Genomic DNA, 21,192 nt, shown 5'->3' on the forward strand with positions numbered 1-21,192 from the left:
TTGTCTCCCTTTTCAACCCGCCAAGCCTCGACAGTTGCCCGGCGCAAGTCAAGGAATGGCGAAAAACCGATTGAAACAGTCTGCGACAAGATCGGCACCAGACTCATCATTGAGGTGCAAATGGTGGCCGCCTGGCAGCTGTTCCCGGCTAAAGGGTAGACGCTCCAGCAACTCTGGGTGTTTGGCGAGCATGCCGTCGGCGGCAACCACCAGTGTTGCAGGACACTTGACCCGCTGGACGAAGGCCATGGCCTGTTCGGTGGTAAGGCGCAACGGCGATGGCAGTGTGAGGCGATTGTCAGTGCGCCAGGTGTAACCGCCCGGCACCGGCATCAGGCCACGCTGCGCCAGCAGTTCTGCGGCCTCGCGGCTGACCGCCACCAGGCCTTTCATGCGCGCTTCGACGGCTCGGTCGAGGGTGTCGTAGACCGGTTTGCGCTTTTCCCGCAGATCCAGTTGCGCCTGCAGGGCTATCCCCATGCGCTCGGCAGCGTTTTCACCTTTGTCTGTAGGAGGAATGATGCCGTCGATCAACGCCAGGTGGGTAACCCGCTCGGGCATCGACCCGGCGATGATCAACGAAGCAATGGCGCCCATCGAATGCCCCATCAGCGCAAACTTCTTCAGCCCAAGCTGTTCGGCGACTTGCAGCACGTCGTGGGCATAGTCCCACATGGCGTAGCCAGCTCCCGGCGGGCGATGCCCGGAATGACCGTGACCGGCCATGTCCAGGGCGATGATGCGCAGGCCTTTAAGCTTCGGCGCCAGACGGGCAAAACTGTTGGCGTTGTCCAGCCAGCCATGCAGGGCAATGACCGGCAATCCGTCTTCAGGACCGAACAGGTGCGCCGCCAGTTCGATATGCGGCAGGCTCAGGCGGACCTCTTCGACGACGTGGTTCATGCGCAATCCTGTTGTCGACGGCCGCCCCAACGGTAGAACAGGCCTTTGAGCATATCAGCGGTATCAAGGGGACGTTCGAGCGGAAACATGTGGCCGCCAGGCATGGTCAACGACTCGCCCAACGGCAGGCGGTCGACCGAACTGGCGTGATGGCGCATCACCACGCGGCTGTTGTGCCCGCGTACCACCGCCAGCGGCACTTGCAACTGCCGGGTGCTGCCCGGGCTGGTGTGCGGTACACCGCGATAGATACTGATTTCCGTGGCCGGGTCGAACCGCAGGCGCAACTTGTCGCCGACCTGATGCAAGCCGTGTTGCAGGTAGGCATCGAAACATTCCGGGTCGAAGCCACGAAACAGGGTTTTTCCAGCGAAATACTTCCGGGCGCTTTCCAGGTCGGCGAATTCTTCACGGCGGCCCAAGGTACGCCCGGCCGGGGTCAAGCGGTCGATGAAACCAAAGCGTTTGGCCGCCCGTATGACCCATTGATCGGTCCGGGTCAGCACTGGCGAGTCGAGCATCACCACGCCGCGATACAACTCGGGGCAACGCAAGGCCGCATGCAGGTGCAACACGCCACCGAAGGAGTGACCGACGCCCCACACGGGTTCGGCCTGTTGTTGCAGGTGATGGATCAGCTCATCCACCAGGTTGTACCAATTGTCGTCCGCCGGGAAACGCGGGTCGTGGGCGTGCTGCTCCAGATGCGTCACCTGAAACTCGGGTGCCAGCGCCGCAAACAACTTGCCGTAGGTCCCCGAAGGAAAACCATTGGCGTGGGCGAAAAAGATCTGTTGCGACATACCTGCAAATCCATGAGCGAGAACAGGTGTAGATTGTCCGCAAGACCGCGTCCTACAGCAATGACCGTAACTGACAGGAATGATGACAGTCCGGTCAAAGCTATGGTTTTGGTTCAACGCGCCGGTGGATTCTCACCCAAGGGCACCACAGCCATGGTCAGTCGCGACACACAACTGGCCTTGCCCTCATCGCTGGTCAACCGAATGTCCCAGACATGGGTCGTGCGGCCGATGTGGATCGGCTTGGCCACCGCCGTCACCCGTCCGCTGCGCAGGCCGCGCAAATGGTTGGCGTTGATTTCCAGGCCCACGCAATAGAATTTGCTGGCATCGATGCACAGGTAACTGGCCATCGAGCCGACCGATTCGGCCAGCACCACCGAGGCACCGCCATGCAGCAAGCCGTAAGGCTGATGGGTGCGGTGATCGACGACCATGCTGGCGGTCAGGGACTCATCGTCAAAAGCTTCGAAACGGATGTCCAGCACTTCGCCGATGGTGTTTTTCTGGATTGCGTTCAACTGCTCGATGTTCGGGGTGGTGCGCCACAGGCTCATCGCAGAGTTTCCTCGTTGGTTTTGTTCGTGGATCAATCCTGCCACAGCACCGCTTCGCTGCGCTCGCTCCATTCCTCAAAGCGTTTACCGTAAGCCGCTTCGATCACGTTGCGCTTGATCTTCAGGGTCGGGGTAAGAAAGCCGTTTTCCACGGCCCAACTGTCCTTGACCACCACCAGGCGCCGAAGTTGTTCATGCTTGTCGAGGGCACCATTGACCTCCTCCAGCAGTTTTTCCAGGCTCGAATGCAAACCGGCGCGCGCGGCCCCGCCGGCATCCTGCTGGCCCACCGCCGACAACACGCACAAACCCAGCGGCGCACTCAAGCCATCGCCCACCACGCAAACCTGTTCGATGCGCGAATGCACGGCCAGGCGATTTTCAATCGGTGCCGGGGCCACGTACTTGCCTTTGCTGGTCTTGAAGATTTCCTTCAGGCGCCCGGTCAGGCGCAGATTGCCTTCGGCGTCCTCCTCGCCCTTATCGCCGGTACGCAGGAAGCCGTCCTCGGTAATGGTGTCGGCGGTTTTTTCCGGTTCCTTGTAATACCCGAGCATGGTCGCACCACTGCGCACCATGACCTCCCCCGTCTCGGCGATCCGCACTTCGACTTCCGGACACGGCTTGCCGATCCAGCCCGGTTTGTTCTGGCCCGGCATGCCGATGTGGGAGTAGCCGCAACTCTCGGTCATGCCGTAGACCTCCAGCACATCCAGCCCCAGTTTGCGGTACCACTGCAACAAGGTCTGCGGCACCGGAGCCGCGCCGGACAACGCGATGCGCAACGCGTCCAGCCCCAACCCGGCGAGGACTTTATGCCCGATCCGTTTGCCGATGATCGGCAGGCCGAGCAGGAAGTCGAGACGTTTTGCCGGGATCTTGCTGTACACGCCCATCTGGAATTTGGTCCAGATGCGCGGCACGCCAAACAGTGCGGTCGGGCGCGCACGGCGCAGGTCGGTGAGGAAGGTATCGAGGCTCTCGGCGAAAAACACCGTTTGGCCGGTATAGATCGATGCCAGCTCGACGAACATGCGCTCGGCAACGTGGCACAGCGGCAGGTAGGACAACAGCCGGTCCGACTCGTTGAGACCGAACAACGCAGTGCCGCGGGTGGTGGCAAACCCCAGAGTGCCGAAGCTGTGCATCACGCCCTTGGGCATGCCCGTGGTGCCGGACGTGTAAATGATGGTCGCCAGTTGATCGGCGTCGGGCTTGGGATTGTCCTGGATGGGCGAACTGCGTTGCAGGTCGTCCCAACTGAAATCAAAGTCGCCGGGAGGATGCAGGGGCAGGCTGATGGTCGGCAGGTCGGGGCTGACACCACGGGACATACCTGGCCAGTCGTCGAGCTTGCCGATGAATGCCAGCGCTGCTTGCGAATGTTCGAGTACCTGGGCAACGGTCTCGGCGGTCAGGTTTGGGTACAACGGCACCGACACATGCCCGGCCATCCAGATCGCGAGATCGGCAACGATCCAGTGCGCACAGTTTTTCGAGATCAGGGCGATATGGCTGCCCTGCGGCAATTCCCGCGCTCGCAGCCAGTGGGCGGCGCAGCGTGCTTGATGACCGACGTCCGCCCAGGTCAAAGTCTCGACCTGGCCGCCCCCGACAGGCTGGACCAGAAAGCGCTGGCGGGGATGACGGGCTTCACGCTCGTAGAAAACGTCCAGCGGCAAACGAAAAGCAGCAGACATGCGACTCGCTCCTGTGATTTTGGTCTGGAGCAAGCGTAGTCAACCAAGCAAGTGCTTGGTTGACTATTTCATACAAAACTTTTCGGGTTATGACGTACCTGTGGGAGCGTGGCTTGCCCGCGATACAGGCTCCGCGGTTTATCAGGCATGACCGAGTCGATGCCTTCGCGGGCAAGCCACGCTCCCACAGAAAAGCGGTGTTACGGATGCTTGATGCTGTCGAGTTTCATTGACCCGACCAGCAGCTCTTCACCCTTGAGCTCCGCCAGACCGGCAGTGCTGACCCTTTCCGGCGGATGTCCGGCACCATGCTGCAGGTAGCTCAGCAGATTCCCCACCAGCGGGTTGTGACTGACCAGCAAAACATTGCTTACCGCGACCATCTGTTCGGCCACCTTGTCCGGCTCCGTGTCCGGTGTCAGCCACTCGACGGTGCGGATCTCCGGTTCGAAACCCAATGCATCTCGCACCAGATGCGCTGTTTGCTGCGCTCGCAGGTACGGGCTGGCGTAAATGCCGGTCAGTGGCTGACCCATCAGCTCTGCGGCGATTTTCAATACTTCCTTACGACCGTTATCCGTCAATTCCCGCTCCGAATCGTGGGGGCGGGAGCCGTGTGGTACAGCTTCACCATGACGCAATACCCAGAGTTTCATAGCTTGGGTTCCTCATCTCGGGCCGGATGCGGTGCCGGTGCCACGACATGCGGCGCCTCACCTTCCGGTGTACGCGGCGTCGGCCAGTCGGCGAACGGCCAGGGCTTCTGGTCGCTGTGAAAGCTGCCGAAACGACCGATCTGCGCCAGAAACTGGCTCAGGCTGTCGCCGAAATTCATCAAGCTGGCGCTTGGGGCGCCATAGAACAAACGATAGATCAACTGCACCAGCACGACGGCGCCGAGGATGAACTGCGCCACTTGCCACACCAGCACGAAGAGGATCATCCACAGCACCCGCAGCAGGATGGACTCGTACTTGGCTTCTATTTTTGGATCGTTCATGCGCAACTCCCTGCTTTTCTGGCAAGCGTGATTAGTTGAAACCACTGGTGGAAATAAAGTCGACGTCGGTTTTCGGCTCGCCACGCATTAACAGACCGATGACCTGCTCCAGCGTGCGCCCCTCGAACAGGATCGCGTGCAGCCCGGCGACCAGCGGCATGTACACGCCAACCTCCTGGGCCTTGGCCTTGAGCACTTTAAGGGTATTGACCCCTTCGGCGACTTCGCCCAGGCGCGTGACCGCCTCGTCCAGGCTCAGGCCCTGGCCGAGGGCGAAGCCGACCTGATAGTTGCGGCTCTTGGGCGACGAACAGGTCACGATCAGATCGCCCACGCCGGCCAGCCCCAGGAAGGTCATCGGGTTGGCACCCTGGTTCACCGCGAAGCGGGTCATTTCCGCCAATGCCCGGGTAATCAGCATGCTCTTGGTATTTTCTCCCATGCCCAGCGCCACCGCCATGCCGGCGATGATCGCGTAGACATTTTTCAGCGCCCCACCCAGCTCCACGCCGAAACGATCGGCGCTGGCGTACACACGAAAGGTGCGTCCGTGCAGCGCGGCCTGAACCTGCTGGCAGAGTTCTTCGTCTTCACTGGCGACCACCGTGGCGGTCAGCGCGTGCTCGGCGATTTCACGGGCCAGGTTGGGTCCGGACAGGACGCCGATGCGCGCCTGCGGGGCGATCTCTTCGAGGATCTCGCTCATCAACTTGAACGTGTGGGCTTCGATGCCTTTGGTCAGGCTCACGAGCATTTTGCCGCTCAAACGTTCGGCGTGCGGTACCAACACCGAGCGCAGCGCACTGGAGGGCAATGCGACGAAACACAGGTCGCAGGCGTCCAGGGTGGCTTGCAGGTCAGTGACCGGTGTGACGCCGGGCAGAATCTTGATGCCTTTGAGGTAACGCGGGTTCTCGCGATTGACCCGAATGGCCTCGGCCTGTTCGGGGTCACGCATCCACTGAAGGACCTGATGCCCGTTCTCGGCCAGCAGATTAGCCACGGCGGTTCCAAAACTTCCGCCTCCCAGGACCGCAATCGGGCGCTGTTCAGTCATATGCAATCCGTTAATCCATACCAGTGGCGATGTCGGCATTATACGGGGCAGTCCATCGACGGCCAGCCCCGACATCAAATACCTGCACCCGTAGGAAGAAGACCAATAAAACCGAGGAAAATGCAGACATCGTGAATGGAAAAGTCATTCGGCTCGGTTAACATGCGCGCCAACAATCACTGACAGGGATGTGTTGTGTCTCCGGGCTCTCCTTCACCGCATTCACCTCTGGTACTGGCGCTGATTTTCAGCTCGCCGGCGCTGGCCGACGACTTGTTCCTGGACAGCGAACCGCTGCCGCAAGTACTCACCGCCACGCGCCTGAAGCAGTCGCCGGCGGCCGTGCCGGGAAGCATGACGGTGATCGACAGTGCCCTGATCCACGCCAGCGGTGCCCGTGACATCAGCGAACTGCTGCGCCTGGTGCCGGGGATGATGGTCGGCAACATCAGCGGCAATCAGGCGACGGTGAACTACCACGGCACCAATGCGAATGAAGCGCGGCGCATGCAAGTGCTGATCGACGGGCGCTCGGTGTATCGCGCCGGCCTGGCCACCGTGGACTGGAGTGACATTCCGGTGGCCATGGAAGACATCGAGCGCATCGAAGTCTTTCGCGGACCGAATACCGTCAGCTACGGCGCCAACGCCCTGATGGCGGTGGTCAACATCATTACCCGGCGCCCGGCCGACAGTCACGGCACGCGGATGAAGGTCACCCGGGGCCAGCGCGGCATCAACGACTTTTACGCCAGCCAGGGCCTGGGCTGGGAGGATGGTGACATGCGCCTGTCCCTGTCCGGCCAGCAAGACGACGGCTTCGACACCGACAGAACCGGCGCTGACTACCATGACAGTCGTCGCCTCGAGCGCTTCAACCTCACCGTCAGCCAGAGCCTCGACGAACGGCAAAGCCTCGATTGGCAATTGAATGCCAAGGACGGCACCAACCAGCGGCCCTATACCTACCGGCCGGTGTTCCCGGGAATTACCCGCGCCGGCGACGACTCCGACGTCACCGCCAAGGACTACGCCGGGTCATTGCGCTGGAATCTGGACGTCAATCCCGACCACAGCCTTTACATCCAGGGTTCGGCCCAACACTGGGATCGCCAGCAAACCTGGCGCGCCTGCGATGCAGAAGTTTCGTTCAGCCCGCAACTGACCGAACTCTGGCAATTGAACCCGAACTACACCGAGCGCCTGGCCCGCAATATCACGCGTTTCATCGGCTCTGGTGCGCCGGCCGGCACGCCCGCCGAGCAGGCGCTGGCCAACCAGGTACTCGATCAATGGCGCAACGGCGCGAGCCAGACCGTTTGCGGCGACATCGACCAGAGCACCCGGGAATCGCGCTACGACCTCGAACTGCAGGACACCCTGAGCCTTGCCGATAACCTGCGACTGGTCAGCGGGATGAACTATCGTTACGACCGGGCGGATTCCGAGACCTACTTCAATGGCACTCTCGATGACAGGATCTGGCGAGCGTTCGGCCAGTTCGAGTGGCGTGCCACCGAACACTGGCTGCTGCAAGGCGGCGCCATGTTCGAGGACACCCGGTTGACCGGCAGCTCGCTGACACCTCGCATGGCAGTCAACTACCTGATCAACCCGCGCCACGGCTTGCGTGCGGTGTACTCCGAGGCCATCCGCTCACCGGACATGTTCGAGAACAACGTCAACTGGAGTTATCAGGTCACCAACCTCAAGCCCGGTGCGCTTGGCCAGTCCAGCGCCCGTTATTTCGTCAAGACCCGCGGCCCCGGCGACCTTGATCAAGAGCACATGCGCTCCCGGGAACTGGGCTACAACGGCTATTTTCCCGAACCGGGGCTGGCGCTCGACGTGAAGCTGTTCCACGACGAAATCACCGGCATGATCAGTGAGCCGCTGCGCAACAATCAGTACATTGCCAGCAATGCCAACAAGGCGCGCTTTTCGGGGGTCGAAACCCAGCTCGACTGGCGTGTCGGCAGCCTCGATCGCCTGCGACTGACTTATGCCTACGTCGATACCGATGCCAGCAATCCGCTGGATGCCAGACAGACTGCAAGTAACAGTGGTTCGGCCGGATGGCTGCGCGATTGGGGCCAAGGATGGAACAGTGCGCTTTTCTACTATGGCGATGACGCCCTCAACGGCTACCGCTTTGAACGGGTCGATGCGCGCATCGCCAAACGCATCGCCTTGGGCAAGGCCAGCCTGGAACTGGCCGGGGTGCTCCAGCAACGGCTGGACAATCAGCCGACCACCTTCATCGACAATAATTATGACCAGCGCCAGGTGATGTATTTCAGCGCCGAGCTGGAGCTTTAAGATGCCGAATCGCCCGGCCTGCAGAATGCCGCCCCTGGGTCGGCTGCTGGCCATACTTTGCCTGCTGACAAGCGGCCTGCTGGGCAGCCTGGCGAGTAACGCGGCCGACATTTTGCTCACGGGGGCCGAAGACAGCCCCGGTGTGCGGGCGTTTACCCAGGCCCTGAGCGAGTTGCGACCACGCGATAACGTACGCTTCCAGACGCTGGCCAAAATGCCGATACCGGACAAGCTGCCGGAAAACATCCGCTTGATACTGCTCGACCTGCCCAGCCTCGACTGGCGCCTGCAAAACGCCCAGGGCCCGGCGACTCTCGTATTGCGCATCAGCCGCCTGCAAGCCCGGCAACGCTTGAACAATACGTTGCCTGCGCGCCTGTGCCTGCTATGGAGCGATCCACCACTGGATCGCCAGTTGCGCTTGACCCGCACCTTGTTGCCACAAGCCAGACGCATCGGCGTGCTCTACGACACCCACAGTGAATTCCTGTTGAATGAGCTGCGTCAGGCCGCCCTCCCCCTGGGTCTTGAGATGGTCACCCAGCGCTGGGACAACATTCACGACAGTCGTCCATTACAGGCACTGCTAAATAACAGCGACGTGTTGCTGGGACTGGACGATGCCGACCTGTACAACCCGCAAACCGCAAAGAACCTGCTGCTGAGCAGCTACTCGCGGCAAGTGGCCCTGATCGGACCCAACGCCGGATTCGTCAAGGCCGGAAGCCTGGCCAGCACCTATAGCGATCAGAGCGACTGGCTGGCGGTCCTCGACGAATTGCTCGACCAGCCACCGGCCACCTGGCCGCGCACGCACTATCCCCATCGATTCAAGGTCGCGAGCAACCCGCAAGTCGCGCGTTCATTGGGTATCGAACAGATAAACGAAGCGTCTGTCGCCACACTGCTGGCTGAAGGAGAACGCCGTCCATGAGCTTGCGCCGTCGCTGGGACATCAACACTCGCACCCAACTGATCAGCCTCGGCCCTGCACTGCTGCTGACCTTGTTGCTGATCAGTTTCTTCACGTTCGTGCGCATCCAGGATCTGCGTCAGGAAATCTCCCACACCGGCCAGTTGATCGCCAATCAACTGGCCCCGGCCACCGAGTACGGCGTGATTTCGGGCAACATCGAAGTGCTCGAAACCTTGCTCAAGGCAACGCTGGCCACGCCCAACGTGAGTTTTCTGGAAATCCAGGACAGTGCAAACCGGGTTCTGGTGTACGTCGAACAACCGAGCGAACACCACAATCGCGCGCAACAGCTCGAAGTGTTCCAGGCACCGATACGGCTCCAGCGTATCGCGTTGCACAATGATTTTTTCCAGAGCAGCAAAACCGCCACTGCCGCCCCCACCGAGGACTACCTCGGTCGGGTGATCGTCGGGCTGTCCAACGATGCCTTCAGCCGGCGCCAACAGGAAATCGTGCTCAAGGCCGCCATCCTGGCGCTGTTTGCCCTGCTGTTTACCTTCATCGTGGCCCGCCGCCTGGCGGGCAGCCTGTCGAAACCGATCCGTGATATCGGCAATGCGGTCAAGGCGATCCAGGACGGCGATTACAACACACCGCTGCCCATTGTCGACGACACCGAGCTGGGGGCGCTGTCGCAACACATCAACAACCTCGCCAGCGGTCTCGAGCAGGCCAGCCGCGAACAGCATCAGGCCATGGCGCAGTTGATCCAGACCCGCGAAGAAGCGGAAAAGGCCAACAACGCCAAATCCGACTTCCTCGCGATGATGAGCCATGAACTGCGCACGCCGATGAATGGCGTACTGGGCATGCTGCAGTTACTGGAAACCACCGACATGACCGAGGAGCAGGTGGAGTACGCGGCGCTGGCCTCCGAATCCACCGAGCACTTGCTCAAGGTCATCAACGACATCCTGGATTTCTCGCGGATCGAACGTTCAGAGCTGGAACTGGAGCACATTGCATTCAACCTCACCGACCTGATCGGCAGTTGCGCCCAGTCGTTCCAGCACAGCGCCGCGCAACGCGGTCTGGACCTGCAACTGATGATCCCCGACGACATGCGCGGTTTGCAGGTCAAGGGCGACCCGACGCGTATCCGTCAGATACTGGTCAACCTGGTCGGCAATGCGCTGAAGTTCACCGAGCAGGGCCGCGTCACGATCGAGGCGCAGTGGCAGTCGCTGGACCACGAGTTGCTGTGGTTCACCTGCACCGTGCGCGACAGCGGCATCGGCATCCCGGCGCAAAGTCTGGAATTGATGTTCAGCGCTTTCCAGCAGGCCGACAGTTCTATTTCAAGACGCTACGGCGGTACGGGGCTGGGCCTGCCGATTGCCCGTACCCTGGCCGAACGCATGGGCGGCACCTTGCGCGCGCAGAGTGAGGAAGGCCGCGGTTCGGTGTTCACCCTGGAAATTCCCCTGGCATTGCACCAGCAGACACAACCACTCCTACCCCCTCGCGCGCAATCGCGCAACAGCAACGGCGAAGGACGCAATGTGCTGTTGGTCGAAGACAACCCGGTCAACCAGACCGTCATCGAAGCCATGTTGCGCAGCCTGGGCTTCAAGGTCAGTGTCGCTGCCGACGGCGCGCAGGCGGTACGCAGCGCCGAGAGCCTGATCTTCGAAGCGATCCTGATGGATTGCCGCTTGCCGATCATCGATGGCTATGAAGCCACCCGACAGATCCGTCAATTACCGGGTTGCACCGACCTGCCGATCATCGCCCTGACCGCCAACGCCTTGCAGGGCGACCGCGAAGCCTGCCTGTCGGTGGGGATGAACGATTACCTGGCCAAGCCGTTCAAACGGACTGATCTGCAGCAAATTCTTCAGCGTTGGGTGCAGTAGTACAGGCCTTTCGACCATCTGCGACTGGCGTGAAAGGCGAAAGTGCGGCAGTCTTAGTCACCCGAACAGGCCCGAAAAGGGGCTTGAATAATAATTTCAGTGCACAAGTGTACATTCATGTCCTTGGTGCTGTGACTTTCACCACAACGCAATAGTCTATGAGTAGGCTGCCGGTTCGAGGCATGAACGCTTCGATCGGCCGGGAAGATTTGCCCCACCTGCCGCATGGGACTATTGAGGAGCTCGCATGACCAAACAAAACGCCTTTACCCGGGAAGATCTGCTGCGCTGCAGTCGCGGTGAGCTGTTCGGCCCTGGTAACGCGCAACTGCCCGCCCCGAACATGCTGATGGTTGATCGCATCACCCTGATCAGCGAAGAAGGTGGCAAGTACGGCAAAGGTGAATTGGTCGCCGAGCTGGATATCAATCCGGACCTGTGGTTCTTCGCCTGCCACTTCGAAGGCGATCCGGTGATGCCGGGCTGCCTGGGCCTCGACGCCATGTGGCAACTGGTCGGCTTCTTCCTGGGCTGGCAAGGCCTGCCGGGCCGTGGCCGTGCGCTGGGTTCGGGCGAAGTGAAATTCTTCGGCCAGGTCCTGCCGACCGCCAAGAAAGTCACCTATAACATTCATATCAAGCGCGTCCTCAAGGGCAAGCTGAACCTGGCCATCGCCGACGGTTCGGTCACTGTCGACGGTCGCGAAATCTACACCGCCGAAGGCCTCCGGGTCGGCGTGTTCACCTCCACTGACAACTTCTAAGGGTTATCCGCATGCGCCGCGTCGTTATCACTGGTCTGGGCATCGTTTCTTGCCTGGGCAATGACAAAGAGACCGTCTCCGCTAACCTGCGTGCAAGCCGCCCTGGCATCCGGTTCAACCCGGAATATGCCGAAATGGGTCTGCGTAGCCAGGTTTCCGGCTCCATTGACCTCAACCTTGAAGAACTGATCGATCGCAAGATCTATCGCTTCGTCGGCCACGCGGCAGCTTATGCCTACCTGGCCATGAAAGACGCCATCACTGACTCCGGCCTGACCGAAGAGCAGGTTTCCAACCCGCGTACCGGCCTGATCGCCGGTTCCGGTGGCGCATCGACCTTGAACCAGATGGAAGCGCTGGACATCCTGCGCGAGAAAGGCGTCAAGCGCGTCGGCCCATACCGCGTAACGCGGACCATGAGCAGCACCGTTTCCGCTTGCCTGGCCACTCCGTTCAAGATCAAGGGCCTGAACTACTCCATCGCTTCTGCCTGCGCCACCAGTGCTCACTGCATCGGTACCGCCATGGAACAGATCCAGATGGGCAAGCAGGACATCGTCTTCGCCGGCGGCGGTGAAGAAGAGCACTGGAGCCAGTCGTTCCTGTTCGACGCCATGGGCGCCCTGTCCAGCAAGCGCAACGACACCCCGGAAAAAGCTTCCCGTGCCTACGACGCTGACCGTGACGGTTTCGTCATCGCCGGCGGTGGCGGCATGGTCGTGGTTGAAGAGCTGGAACATGCTCTGGCCCGCGGCGCGAAGATCTACGCGGAAATCGTTGGCTACGGCGCGACCTCCGACGGCTACGACATGGTTGCCCCGAGCGGCGAAGGCGCGATCCGCTGCATGCAGCAGGCGCTGTCCACCGTCGACACCCCGATCGACTACCTGAACACCCACGGCACTTCGACCCCGGTCGGCGACGTCGCGGAAATGAAAGGTGTGCGTGAAGTGTTCGGCGACAAGGCTCCGGCCATCAGCTCCACCAAGAGCCTGTCGGGTCACTCCCTGGGCGCTGCCGGCGTTCACGAAGCGATCTACTGCATGCTGATGATGGAAGGCAACTTCATTGCCGGCTCCGCCAACATCGACGAGCTGGACCCTGAAGTGGCCGACCTGCCGGTGCTGACCAAGACCCGCGAAAACGCCACCATCAACACCGTGATGAGCAACAGCTTCGGTTTCGGTGGCACCAACGCCACTTTGGTACTGAAGCGCTGGGAAGGTAAGTAATTTCCCTCTGCTGAGTCACACATAAAAACGCCCCGACTGGCTCGGGGCGTTTTTTTTGGCCTCAAAGAATTCGACACCACAACCATTGTGGGAGTGAGCTTGCTCGCGATGAGGGAGTGTCAATCGACATCATTGCTGTCTGACCCACCGCCATCGCGAGCAAGCTCGCTCCCACAGTTTCAGTGCTCGACACTGGATTTGTGGTGCCTTCAACATGAAACGTTTGTCATGAAACTTAACGCCCTGCGACTGAATGTCGCGGATTTCGCGGGCTGCAGGACTGTTTCCGTTTTTGCAAAAAACCGTTACCAAACTCAGTTATTTACTTAGCAAGCTACCAAACTCTATAACAGAGACCTGCACACGCCTTGCTGCAGATAACAGAGATTGGAGCTAGCAGATGACTGTAAAAGTAACTGAACGCGACGATTCACATAAATCCCACGAGGGTGTAGCCGCCGGTATCCGGATCTGGGACGTGCATCAACAAGACCTGCTGGTCGGGATGTTCCACTCCGAGATCGACGCGCAAAACTACAGGGCCGAACTGGAAATGCTCGAGCGCAACCGCGAGCTCGCAACCGGTTGAAGACAGACTCCACCACCGTGCAGCCTGCCCCTTCCCGCACGGGCAGGCTGCAACCGGAGCACGCAGCTCAGGCAATCTGAATGGCCGCTAAATGAAGGGAGTCGTCGATCACCACCGAAGGAACAACACCGACGATCCAGCCCGCCTCAAGTTTCACCACCTCGCACTCACCATCGCCCATGCCGTCATTGCGGACGGCAAACTGAAGCGAAGATAGATGACGCTTGCCGTAATCGAAGTCCATGCCACAGGCAATCAGAAAATCGATTTTTGCCTCCGCCAGTTCAACCTCCTTGTCCCGTTCACCGTCTTTCAACACCGCATAATCGAGGCACAAGTTGATACCGAATGGGCAACCCACTACAAGACTATTAATAAATATTCCTTCGTAGCCACCAAAGTAACTGTGCTCGGCCTGTACACTACTGACCTTCTTTACCCGTACCACAACCTCATCGAACAACTTGAAAAACCAGTACCCGTCTTCCGACCCTACTTGTCTTCCAAAATCGATTCCTGACACATAACGCTTCGGCCACATCGACATCAGCGGCATGTCGACCTCGTATTCCTTATTGGAAATTGTGAGCACATAATTAATGACATCGTAATAGCTCGACTCCCCCTCTCCCACCTTGATCAGCGTCGCACAACTTCCTGCCAATAAAACGATCTTGCCGTAGCGCTGCACTGGCAGATCACTTATCAACAGCGTCACACATTCGGTCACCTTCGTCAGATAAGCAGAGTTCAGTTCGTGAAGTTCCTGTTCATTACGGACTTCGTGCCAGGGAATGTTCCAGAAAAACTCAGGCAGGGTTACGAAAACGCACGCGGGCCTGCCGTGATCGTCGCGAGCAGCTTTCGCAGCGATCTTGATCTTTCGGCGCACAAGCTCCGCTCGTGCGACAAGCTCGTCGTCCAGATAATCGTGAATGGATTGATCGGGTTGTCGCGGCTGTGAAAGCTGCGATTTAAAAGTAGGTTGGCGTAACGAGGCGATACTTACCAGCATTGACAATATCCTTATTCATTTAATTTCATTCCATTAGTTCTCTCCCCTGAGAATATTTCGGGCAAAAGAAAACCCGAGAGATCGTATCGACGCGATCTTTCGGGTTCAATTCATTAATCCAGCAATGTACTAACAAACATGTAATGGAAGAGGAGCGATTACCACATCAGATCATCAGGGATCTTGTAGGCCGCATACGGATCGTCCTCGACGCTGACTTCTTCGGTCTGCACATTCATCTGCACGATGCGTTGCGGGTCGCGCTCCTGAATCTTCAATGCCGCCTCGCGCGGAATCACTTCGTAGCCGCCAGCGTGATGCACGATGGCCAGCGAACCGCTGCTGAGCTTGTTGCGCATCAGGGTGTTGACGCAGATGCGCTTGACCTTTTTGTCGTCGACGAAGTTGTAGTAATCCTCGGTCGTCAATTTCGGCAGGCGCGAAACTTCGATCAATTGCTTGACCTGCGCGGCACGGGCCTTGGCCTCAGCCTTTTCCTGCTGCTGGCGGTTGAGCTCCTGGTCGCGCTTGACCTTCTCGGCCATGGCTTCCTGTGCCGCGCGCTGCTGGGAGTCATCCAGCTCGATCTGGCCTTTGTGGGCCAGGCGTTGCTGTTTCTGCTTGTCTTTGCTGACCTGCTTGGCCTGCTTCTGGTTGACCAGCCCTGCTTTGAGCAACTGGTCGCGAAGGGAAATGCTCATGGTGCTTATTACTCACTTAGGCCACTGCTCAACCGCAGCTGGGCAAATTCTTTTCCTGACGTTTGGCTTCGCCCCACAAGGCGTCCAACTCTTCGAGTGTGCAATCTTCCATGGGACGGCGGGTGTCGCGCAATGCCTGTTCGATAAAACGAAAGCGTCTTTCAAACTTGCCGTTGGCACTCCGCAGTGCGGTTTCCGGATCAACCTTGAGGTGCCGCGCCAGATTCACCACGGAGAACAGCAGGTCACCGATCTCTTCGGCCACGGCCTCGGGATCATTTTCCGACATGGCTTCGAGGACTTCATCGAGCTCTTCACGCACTTTGTCGAGCACCGGCAAGGCGTCCGGCCAGTCGAACCCGACCTGCCCCGCGCGCTTTTGCAATTTCGCCGAACGTGACAACGCCGGTAATGCAGCGGGGACGTCATCGAGCAATGACAGCTGTTCGGGCGCGCAGGACTTCTCTGCGCGCTCCTCGGTCTTGATCTCTTCCCAGCGCTGCTTGACCTGCTCTTCGCTGAGGCGCGGGACATCCAGCGGTGCATAGAGGTCGCCCGTAGGAAACACATGGGGGTGACGACGGATCAGCTTGCGGGTGATGCTGTCGACCACACCTTCAAACTCGAAGCGCCCTTCTTCCCGAGCCAACTGGCTGTAATACACCACCTGGAACAACAAGTCGCCGAGCTCCCCCTGCAAGTGATCGAAGTCACCGCGCTCAATGGCGTCGGCGACTTCGTAGGCTTCTTCCAGAGTGTGGGGGACGATGGTGGCGTAAGTTTGCTTGATGTCCCACGGGCAACCGTACTGCGGGTCGCGCAGGCGGTTCATGAGGTGCAGCAGGTCTTCAAGTGAATACATCAATCTCTCTCACTGCAAAGTCCCTTGTGGGAGCGAGCTTGCTCGCGATAGCGGACAGTCAGACAACACCTGTGTTGAATGTTGAACCGTCATCGCGAGCAAGCTCGCTCCCACAGTGGATCGGCGCTGAACATGCATCAAGATGTACGGTTACGCCGGGTTTCGATGATATTCGGCAACTGGGAAATCCGCCCCAGCAACCGCCCCAATGCATCCAGCCCCGGAATCTCGATGGTCAGGGACATCAGCGCGGTGTTGTCCTCCTTGTTCGAACGGGTGTTGACCGCCAGCACGTTGATCCGCTCATTGAGCAAAACCTGCGAGACGTCACGCAGCAACCCGGAACGGTCGTAGGCGCGGATGATGATGTCCACCGGATAGGTGAGTACCGGTACCGGGCCCCAGCTGACCTGGATGATCCGCTCCGGCTCCCGCCCACTCAGTTGCAGCACCGAGGCGCAGTCCTGGCGGTGAATGCTCACGCCGCGGCCCTGGGTGATGTAACCGACGATGGCATCACCCGGCAATGGCTGGCAGCAGCCGGCCATCTGGGTCATCAGGTTGCCGACGCCCTGGATCTGGATGTCCCCGCGCTTGCCCGGTTTGTAGCCGGTGGCCTTGCGTGGTATGAGTTCAAGCTGTTCGTTGCCACGCTCCGGCTCGACCAGTTGCTGCGCGAGGTTTACCAGTTGCGCCAGGCGCAAGTCCCCGGCGCCGAGGGCGGCGAATAGGTCTTCGGCGGTTTTCATGTTGGCCTTGTCGGCCAGCTTGTCGAAATCCACCGCTGGCAGGCCGAGGCGATTGAGTTCGCGCTCGAGCAAGGTTTTACCGGCCGCGACGTTCTGGTCGCGAGCCTGCAACTTGAACCAGTGAACGATCTTCGCCCGTGCCCGCGACGTAGTGACATAACCCAGGTTCGGGTTCAGCCAGTCACGGCTTGGGGTGCCGTGCTTGCTGGTGATGATCTCGACCTGTTCGCCGGTTTGCAGGCTGTAGTTGAGCGGTACGATGCGTCCGTTGATCTTGGCGCCACGGCAGTTGTGACCGATTTCGGTGTGCACGCGGTAAGCGAAGTCCAGCGGGGTCGCGCCCTTCGGCAAGTCGATGGCGTGACCGTCCGGGGTGAAGATGTAGACCCGGTCCGGCTCGATGTCGACCCGCAGTTGCTCCGCCAGGCCACCGATGTCGCCCAGTTCTTCGTGCCATTCGAGCACCTGGCGTAGCCAGGAAATTTTCTCTTCGTAGTGATTGGAACCGGATTTGACGTCGGTGCCTTTGTACTTCCAGTGGGCGCATACCCCCAGCTCAGCCTCTTCGTGCATGGCGTGGGTGCGGATCTGCACTTCCAGTACCTTGCCTTCCGGACCGATCACCGCCGTGTGCAGCGAGCGGTAGCCGTTTTCTTTCGGGTTGGCGATGTAGTCGTCGAACTCTTTCGGGATATGCCGCCACAGAGTGTGGACGATGCCGAGCGCGGTGTAGCAGTCGCGCATTTCCGGCACCAGCACGCGCACGGCACGCACGTCATAGATCTGGCTGAACTCCAGACCCTTGCGCTGCATTTTGCGCCAGATCGAATAGATGTGTTTGGCCCGGCCGCTGATGTCGGCATCGACGCCGGTGGCCTGCAGTTCGTTTTTCAGCTGGCTCATCACGTCGCTGATGAAGCGCTCGCGATCCAGTCGCCGCTCATGGAGCAACTTGGCGATCTGCTTGTACTGGTCCGGTTCAAGGTACCGGAAGGACAAGTCTTCCAGTTCCCACTTGATATGACCGATACCCAGGCGATGGGCCAATGGCGCGTAGATGTCGAAGACTTCACGGGCCACACGGTTGCGCTTTTCGTCGTCGGCGGTTTTCACCGCACGGATCGCGCACGTGCGTTCGGCCAGTTTGATCAGGGCGACGCGAACGTCGTCAACCATGGCCACCAGCATCTTGCGCAGGTTTTCCACCTGGCCCTGGGTGCCCAGCACCAGGGATTTTCGCGGACTCAGGCTGTCGCTGATCGCGGCCATGCGCTGCACGCCGTCGATGAGCTTGGACACCACCGGACCGAAGCGCTGGCTGACGGCGGGCAACTTGATCTGGCCTTCGCGCACGCCTCGATACAGGATCGCGGCGACCAAAGAGTCCTGGTCGAGTTTGAGATCGGCGAGGATCTCGGCGATCTCAAGCCCTGTACGGAAAGTCGAGTTACCTTCCGACCACAGATTCTGTGCCGCATTGGCTTGTTGTTCGGCCTCGCGAGCGTACTCGCAGGCCTCTTTCAAGGCTTCGCGATCCAGTGCCAGATCGACACTGACCGCATGATCGAGCCAAGCCTCGAGATTGATACTGCCGTCGGTGTTGATCGGCTGGTGTGCTCTCACCTGTACCATCTTGCTTACCTTCCCTACGACGCAGATTCAATGCGTCAAATCGCTGACCTTCGTTGCCGGTGCGCCCACGTCGGGCTGGGTGCGCGGCTGCACGGGCGGGCCAGTCGGACCAGACGAGCATCCTAGCTCGCTTCAAATAACGCCATGGCCTCGACATGTGCCGTTTGAGGAAACATATCGAGAATCCCGGCACGTTTTAACCGGTAGCCCTGCTTGATCAATTCGACCGTGTCGCGCGCCAGAGTTGCAGGGTTGCACGACACATACACCAAACGTTCGGCGCCTAAGCTCCTGAGCTTGCGCACAACCTCGAAAGCACCGTCACGCGGTGGGTCCAAGAGTACCGCACAAAAGCCTTCGGCGGCCCATTCGGCGTCCGTCAAAGGCTGGGATAAATCGGCCTGAAAAAACTTCGCGTTATGCAGATTATTGCTGGCCGCATTCGCCGCGGCCCGATCGACCATCACCTGCACGCCTTCGACCGCCACCACTTCACGAGCGGCCTTGGCCAGCGGCAAGGCAAAGTTGCCCAGGCCACAGAACAGGTCGAGTACGCGCTCATCCGCTGTCGGCTTCAGCCAGTCCAGCGCCTGGGCGACCATCGCTTCGTTGACGGCGGCGTTGACCTGAATGAAATCCCCGGGACGATACGCCAGCTCCAGGTCCCACTGTTCAAGACGATAGCCCAACGACTGATCGGCCTCGACCGGTTGCGGTTCGCCATCGCCATGTAGCCACAACTGGGCTTCGTGGAACGCGCAGAATTCCTTGAGGATCGTCAGGTCGGCATCGGACAACGGCGCCATGTGCCGCAGCAACACCGCCAGCGTCGAGCCGCTGAACAACTCCACATGCCCGAGTGCCTGGGGTTTGCTCAAGCGTCGCAGCATCTCCGGCAAGCGGGCCATGATCGGTTGCAAGGGCTGTACCAGCACCGGGCAGTCATCGATGCCCACGATGTCCTGGCTGCCAGCGGCACGGAAACCGACTTCGAGTTTTTTTGCCTTCATGTCCCAGCGCACCGCAACGCGGGCGCGACGGCGGTAAGCGAACTCCGCACCGCTCAATGGCGCCGCCCACTCATCGGGTTCGACGCCCGCGACTCTCGACAACTGCTCGGCGAGCATGCGCTGTTTCAGGGCAAGCTGTTCGTTGTGGGGCAGATGCTGCACGCTGCAACCGCCACAGCGGCCGGCATGGGCGCACGGTGCAGGGCGGCGTAGTTCGCTGGCCTTGAACACCCGTTCGGTGCGCGCCTCGACCACTTTGCCGTGGGCACCGAGGACGCGCGCCTCGATCTCTTCACCGGCCAATGCGCCGATGACGAACCAGGTGCGACCTTCGAAAAACGCGATACCGCGACCGTCATTGGCCAGGCGCTCGATGGTCAGGCGCTGCTTTTTGCCGGTCGGGACTTGCGGGGCCTTGCTGCCGCCGGTGGGCTGGAAGCGCAGGCCTCTTTCATGTTTGGCCATCAGTTGGGCGCGTCGAAAATGCCGGTCGACAAGTAACGGTCGCCACGGTCGCAGATGATCGCGACGATCACCGCGTTTTCCACTTCTTTGGACAGGCGCAACATTGCCGCCACGGCACCGCCCGAGGACACGCCACAGAAAATGCCTTCTTCGCGGGCCAGACGACGGGTCACGTCTTCGGCTTCGCTTTGCGCCATGTCGACGATCCGGTCCACGCGGTCAGCCTGGTAGATCTTCGGCAGGTATTCCTGAGGCCAGCGGCGGATCCCCGGGATCGCCGAGCCTTCCATCGGTTGCAGACCGATGATTTGCACGTTGTCGTTCTGCTCTTTCAAGTAGCGCGACACACCCATGATGGTACCGGTGGTGCCCATGGAGCTGACGAAATGGGTGATGGTGCCCTGGGTCTGGCGCCAGATTTCCGGACCGGTGGTGGTGTAGTGCGCCTCGGGGTTGTCACCGTTGGCGAACTGATCCAGTACCTTGCCCTGGCCTTCGGCTTCCATCTTCTGCGCGAGGTCACGGGCGCCTTCCATACCCTGCTCCTGGCTGACCAGAATCAGCTCGGCGCCATAGGCCGTCATGGCTGCCTTGCGCTCGGCGCTGGAGTTGTCGGGCATGATCAGGATCATCTTGTAACCCTTGATCGCAGCGGCCATGGCCAAGGCGATCCCGGTGTTGCCCGAGGTCGCCTCGATCAGCGTATCGCCGGCGTGGATCTGCCCGCGCAGCTCGGCGCGGGTGATCATCGACAGCGCCGGACGGTCCTTGACCGAACCCGCCGGGTTGTTCCCTTCGAGCTTGAGCAAAAGGGTATTGCTGGTGGCGCCGGGCAGGCGCTGCAAACGGACCAGCGGAGTGTTGCCGACGCAATCGGCGATGGTTGGGTACTGCAAGGTCATGGCGTATTCGCAATCCAGACTGCGGGGGGGCCTATCATACCGGCAAACGTTCCCAGGCCATATCACGCAAAGTGCGGTGCTTATGGCTTATGGAAATAAGC

The 21,192-nt window shown here is 60.1% G+C and carries 19 protein-coding genes; 6 read left to right on the forward strand and 13 right to left on the reverse strand.

Going from position 1 to position 21,192, the window contains the following annotated elements; translation table 11 throughout:
- Window positions 1-48: 48 nt before the first annotated feature.
- The 7 genes from J4D25_RS18440 to J4D25_RS18470 all read right to left on the reverse strand — a co-directional run bounded on the left by J4D25_RS18440 (window position 49) and on the right by J4D25_RS18470 (window position 6,020).
- Complete coding sequence (locus tag J4D25_RS18440) at window positions 49-903, reverse strand: alpha/beta hydrolase (RefSeq protein WP_057713669.1); 855 nt, start codon at window positions 901-903, stop codon at window positions 49-51.
- Entirely contained in the window at window positions 900-1,706 is an 807-nt protein-coding gene (locus J4D25_RS18445; RefSeq protein WP_046042984.1) for an alpha/beta fold hydrolase, read from the reverse strand. The genes J4D25_RS18440 and J4D25_RS18445 overlap by 4 nt, the downstream gene beginning before the upstream one ends.
- A 113-nt stretch (window positions 1,707-1,819) precedes the next feature.
- On the reverse strand, window positions 1,820-2,263 hold the full coding sequence (locus J4D25_RS18450; protein WP_008003274.1) for a hotdog fold thioesterase: 444 nt from the start codon (window positions 2,261-2,263) through the stop codon (window positions 1,820-1,822).
- 32 nt (window positions 2,264-2,295) lie between these two features.
- The gene (locus J4D25_RS18455) at window positions 2,296-3,963 is read right to left on the reverse strand and encodes an AMP-binding protein (protein ID WP_057713668.1); all 1,668 of its coding nucleotides are present in this window, start codon (window positions 3,961-3,963) and stop codon (window positions 2,296-2,298) included.
- Window positions 3,964-4,163: 200 nt separating this feature from the next.
- A complete protein-coding gene (sixA, locus tag J4D25_RS18460; protein WP_057713667.1) occupies window positions 4,164-4,619 on the reverse strand; it encodes a phosphohistidine phosphatase SixA in 456 nt (151 codons plus the stop codon).
- On the reverse strand, window positions 4,616-4,963 hold the full coding sequence (locus tag J4D25_RS18465; RefSeq protein WP_057713666.1) for a DUF4389 domain-containing protein: 348 nt from the start codon (window positions 4,961-4,963) through the stop codon (window positions 4,616-4,618). Before J4D25_RS18465 ends, sixA begins: the two co-directional genes overlap by 4 nt.
- 31 nt (window positions 4,964-4,994) lie before the next feature.
- A complete protein-coding gene (locus J4D25_RS18470) occupies window positions 4,995-6,020 on the reverse strand; it encodes an NAD(P)H-dependent glycerol-3-phosphate dehydrogenase (protein ID WP_057713665.1) in 1,026 nt (341 codons plus the stop codon).
- A 195-nt stretch (window positions 6,021-6,215) separates the two neighbouring features.
- On the opposite strand from J4D25_RS18470, the gene J4D25_RS18475 reads away from it, so the two are divergent.
- From J4D25_RS18475 to J4D25_RS18500, 6 genes are all read left to right on the forward strand, one after another.
- Window positions 6,216-8,339, forward strand: coding sequence for a TonB-dependent siderophore receptor (locus tag J4D25_RS18475; RefSeq protein WP_057713664.1), 2,124 nt, complete (start codon window positions 6,216-6,218; stop codon window positions 8,337-8,339).
- A 1-nt stretch (window position 8,340) separates the two neighbouring features.
- Window positions 8,341-9,273: an ABC transporter substrate-binding protein gene (locus J4D25_RS18480; protein WP_057713663.1), complete on the forward strand. Its 933-nt coding sequence runs from the start codon at window positions 8,341-8,343 to the stop codon at window positions 9,271-9,273.
- On the forward strand, window positions 9,270-11,171 hold the full coding sequence (locus J4D25_RS18485) for an ATP-binding protein (RefSeq protein WP_057713662.1): 1,902 nt from the start codon (window positions 9,270-9,272) through the stop codon (window positions 11,169-11,171). The genes J4D25_RS18480 and J4D25_RS18485 overlap by 4 nt, the downstream gene beginning before the upstream one ends.
- A gap of 247 nt (window positions 11,172-11,418) precedes the next feature.
- A complete protein-coding gene (gene fabA / locus J4D25_RS18490) occupies window positions 11,419-11,934 on the forward strand; it encodes a 3-hydroxyacyl-[acyl-carrier-protein] dehydratase FabA (RefSeq protein ID WP_003227150.1) in 516 nt (171 codons plus the stop codon).
- 11 nt (window positions 11,935-11,945) lie between these two features.
- A complete protein-coding gene (gene fabB, locus J4D25_RS18495) occupies window positions 11,946-13,166 on the forward strand; it encodes a beta-ketoacyl-ACP synthase I (protein ID WP_007974551.1) in 1,221 nt (406 codons plus the stop codon).
- Window positions 13,167-13,566: 400 nt separating this feature from the next.
- Entirely contained in the window at window positions 13,567-13,755 is a 189-nt protein-coding gene (locus J4D25_RS18500; RefSeq protein WP_057713661.1) for a hypothetical protein, read from the forward strand.
- 67 nt (window positions 13,756-13,822) lie between these two features.
- On the opposite strand, the gene J4D25_RS18505 is transcribed toward J4D25_RS18500, so the two are convergent.
- The 6 genes from J4D25_RS18505 to cysM all read right to left on the reverse strand — a co-directional run bounded on the left by J4D25_RS18505 (window position 13,823) and on the right by cysM (window position 21,091).
- A complete protein-coding gene (locus J4D25_RS18505; RefSeq protein WP_057713660.1) occupies window positions 13,823-14,770 on the reverse strand; it encodes a hypothetical protein in 948 nt (315 codons plus the stop codon).
- 158 nt (window positions 14,771-14,928) lie between these two features.
- On the reverse strand, window positions 14,929-15,471 hold the full coding sequence (locus tag J4D25_RS18510) for a DUF2058 domain-containing protein (protein WP_057713659.1): 543 nt from the start codon (window positions 15,469-15,471) through the stop codon (window positions 14,929-14,931).
- Between the two features lie 28 nt (window positions 15,472-15,499).
- A complete protein-coding gene (gene mazG / locus J4D25_RS18515) occupies window positions 15,500-16,333 on the reverse strand; it encodes a nucleoside triphosphate pyrophosphohydrolase (protein WP_057713658.1) in 834 nt (277 codons plus the stop codon).
- Between the two features lie 137 nt (window positions 16,334-16,470).
- Window positions 16,471-18,714: a GTP diphosphokinase gene (relA, locus tag J4D25_RS18520; protein WP_057713657.1), complete on the reverse strand. Its 2,244-nt coding sequence runs from the start codon at window positions 18,712-18,714 to the stop codon at window positions 16,471-16,473.
- 122 nt (window positions 18,715-18,836) lie between these two features.
- Complete coding sequence (gene rlmD / locus J4D25_RS18525; RefSeq protein WP_057713656.1) at window positions 18,837-20,189, reverse strand: 23S rRNA (uracil(1939)-C(5))-methyltransferase RlmD; 1,353 nt, start codon at window positions 20,187-20,189, stop codon at window positions 18,837-18,839.
- Window positions 20,189-21,091: a cysteine synthase CysM gene (gene cysM, locus J4D25_RS18530; protein WP_057713655.1), complete on the reverse strand. Its 903-nt coding sequence runs from the start codon at window positions 21,089-21,091 to the stop codon at window positions 20,189-20,191. Before cysM ends, rlmD begins: the two co-directional genes overlap by 1 nt.
- Window positions 21,092-21,192: the final 101 nt, after the last annotated feature.

This window comes from Pseudomonas sp. GW456-L13, from assembly GCF_017350115.1.
Taxonomy (GTDB): domain Bacteria; phylum Pseudomonadota; class Gammaproteobacteria; order Pseudomonadales; family Pseudomonadaceae; genus Aquipseudomonas; species Aquipseudomonas jessenii.

Bases quoted from the DNA above. Each gene is read 5' to 3' on its own strand.
- J4D25_RS18440 (WP_057713669.1), bottom strand. From the start codon at position 903: ATGAACCACGTCGTCGAAGAGGTCCGCCTGAGCCTGCCGCATATCGAA.
- J4D25_RS18445 (WP_046042984.1), bottom strand. From the start codon at position 1,706: ATGTCGCAACAGATCTTTTTCGCCCACGCCAATGGTTTTCCTTCGGGG.
- J4D25_RS18450 (WP_008003274.1), bottom strand. From the start codon at position 2,263: ATGAGCCTGTGGCGCACCACCCCGAACATCGAGCAGTTGAACGCAATC.
- J4D25_RS18455 (WP_057713668.1), bottom strand. From the start codon at position 3,963: ATGTCTGCTGCTTTTCGTTTGCCGCTGGACGTTTTCTACGAGCGTGAA.
- sixA (WP_057713667.1), bottom strand. From the start codon at position 4,619: ATGAAACTCTGGGTATTGCGTCATGGTGAAGCTGTACCACACGGCTCC.
- J4D25_RS18465 (WP_057713666.1), bottom strand. From the start codon at position 4,963: ATGAACGATCCAAAAATAGAAGCCAAGTACGAGTCCATCCTGCTGCGG.
- J4D25_RS18470 (WP_057713665.1), bottom strand. From the start codon at position 6,020: ATGACTGAACAGCGCCCGATTGCGGTCCTGGGAGGCGGAAGTTTTGGA.
- J4D25_RS18480 (WP_057713663.1), top strand. From the start codon at position 8,341: ATGCCGAATCGCCCGGCCTGCAGAATGCCGCCCCTGGGTCGGCTGCTG.
- J4D25_RS18485 (WP_057713662.1), top strand. From the start codon at position 9,270: ATGAGCTTGCGCCGTCGCTGGGACATCAACACTCGCACCCAACTGATC.
- fabA (WP_003227150.1), top strand. From the start codon at position 11,419: ATGACCAAACAAAACGCCTTTACCCGGGAAGATCTGCTGCGCTGCAGT.
- fabB (WP_007974551.1), top strand. From the start codon at position 11,946: ATGCGCCGCGTCGTTATCACTGGTCTGGGCATCGTTTCTTGCCTGGGC.
- J4D25_RS18500 (WP_057713661.1), top strand. From the start codon at position 13,567: ATGACTGTAAAAGTAACTGAACGCGACGATTCACATAAATCCCACGAG.
- J4D25_RS18505 (WP_057713660.1), bottom strand. From the start codon at position 14,770: ATGCTGGTAAGTATCGCCTCGTTACGCCAACCTACTTTTAAATCGCAG.
- J4D25_RS18510 (WP_057713659.1), bottom strand. From the start codon at position 15,471: ATGAGCATTTCCCTTCGCGACCAGTTGCTCAAAGCAGGGCTGGTCAAC.
- mazG (WP_057713658.1), bottom strand. From the start codon at position 16,333: ATGTATTCACTTGAAGACCTGCTGCACCTCATGAACCGCCTGCGCGAC.
- relA (WP_057713657.1), bottom strand. From the start codon at position 18,714: ATGGTACAGGTGAGAGCACACCAGCCGATCAACACCGACGGCAGTATC.
- rlmD (WP_057713656.1), bottom strand. From the start codon at position 20,189: ATGGCCAAACATGAAAGAGGCCTGCGCTTCCAGCCCACCGGCGGCAGC.
- cysM (WP_057713655.1), bottom strand. From the start codon at position 21,091: ATGACCTTGCAGTACCCAACCATCGCCGATTGCGTCGGCAACACTCCG.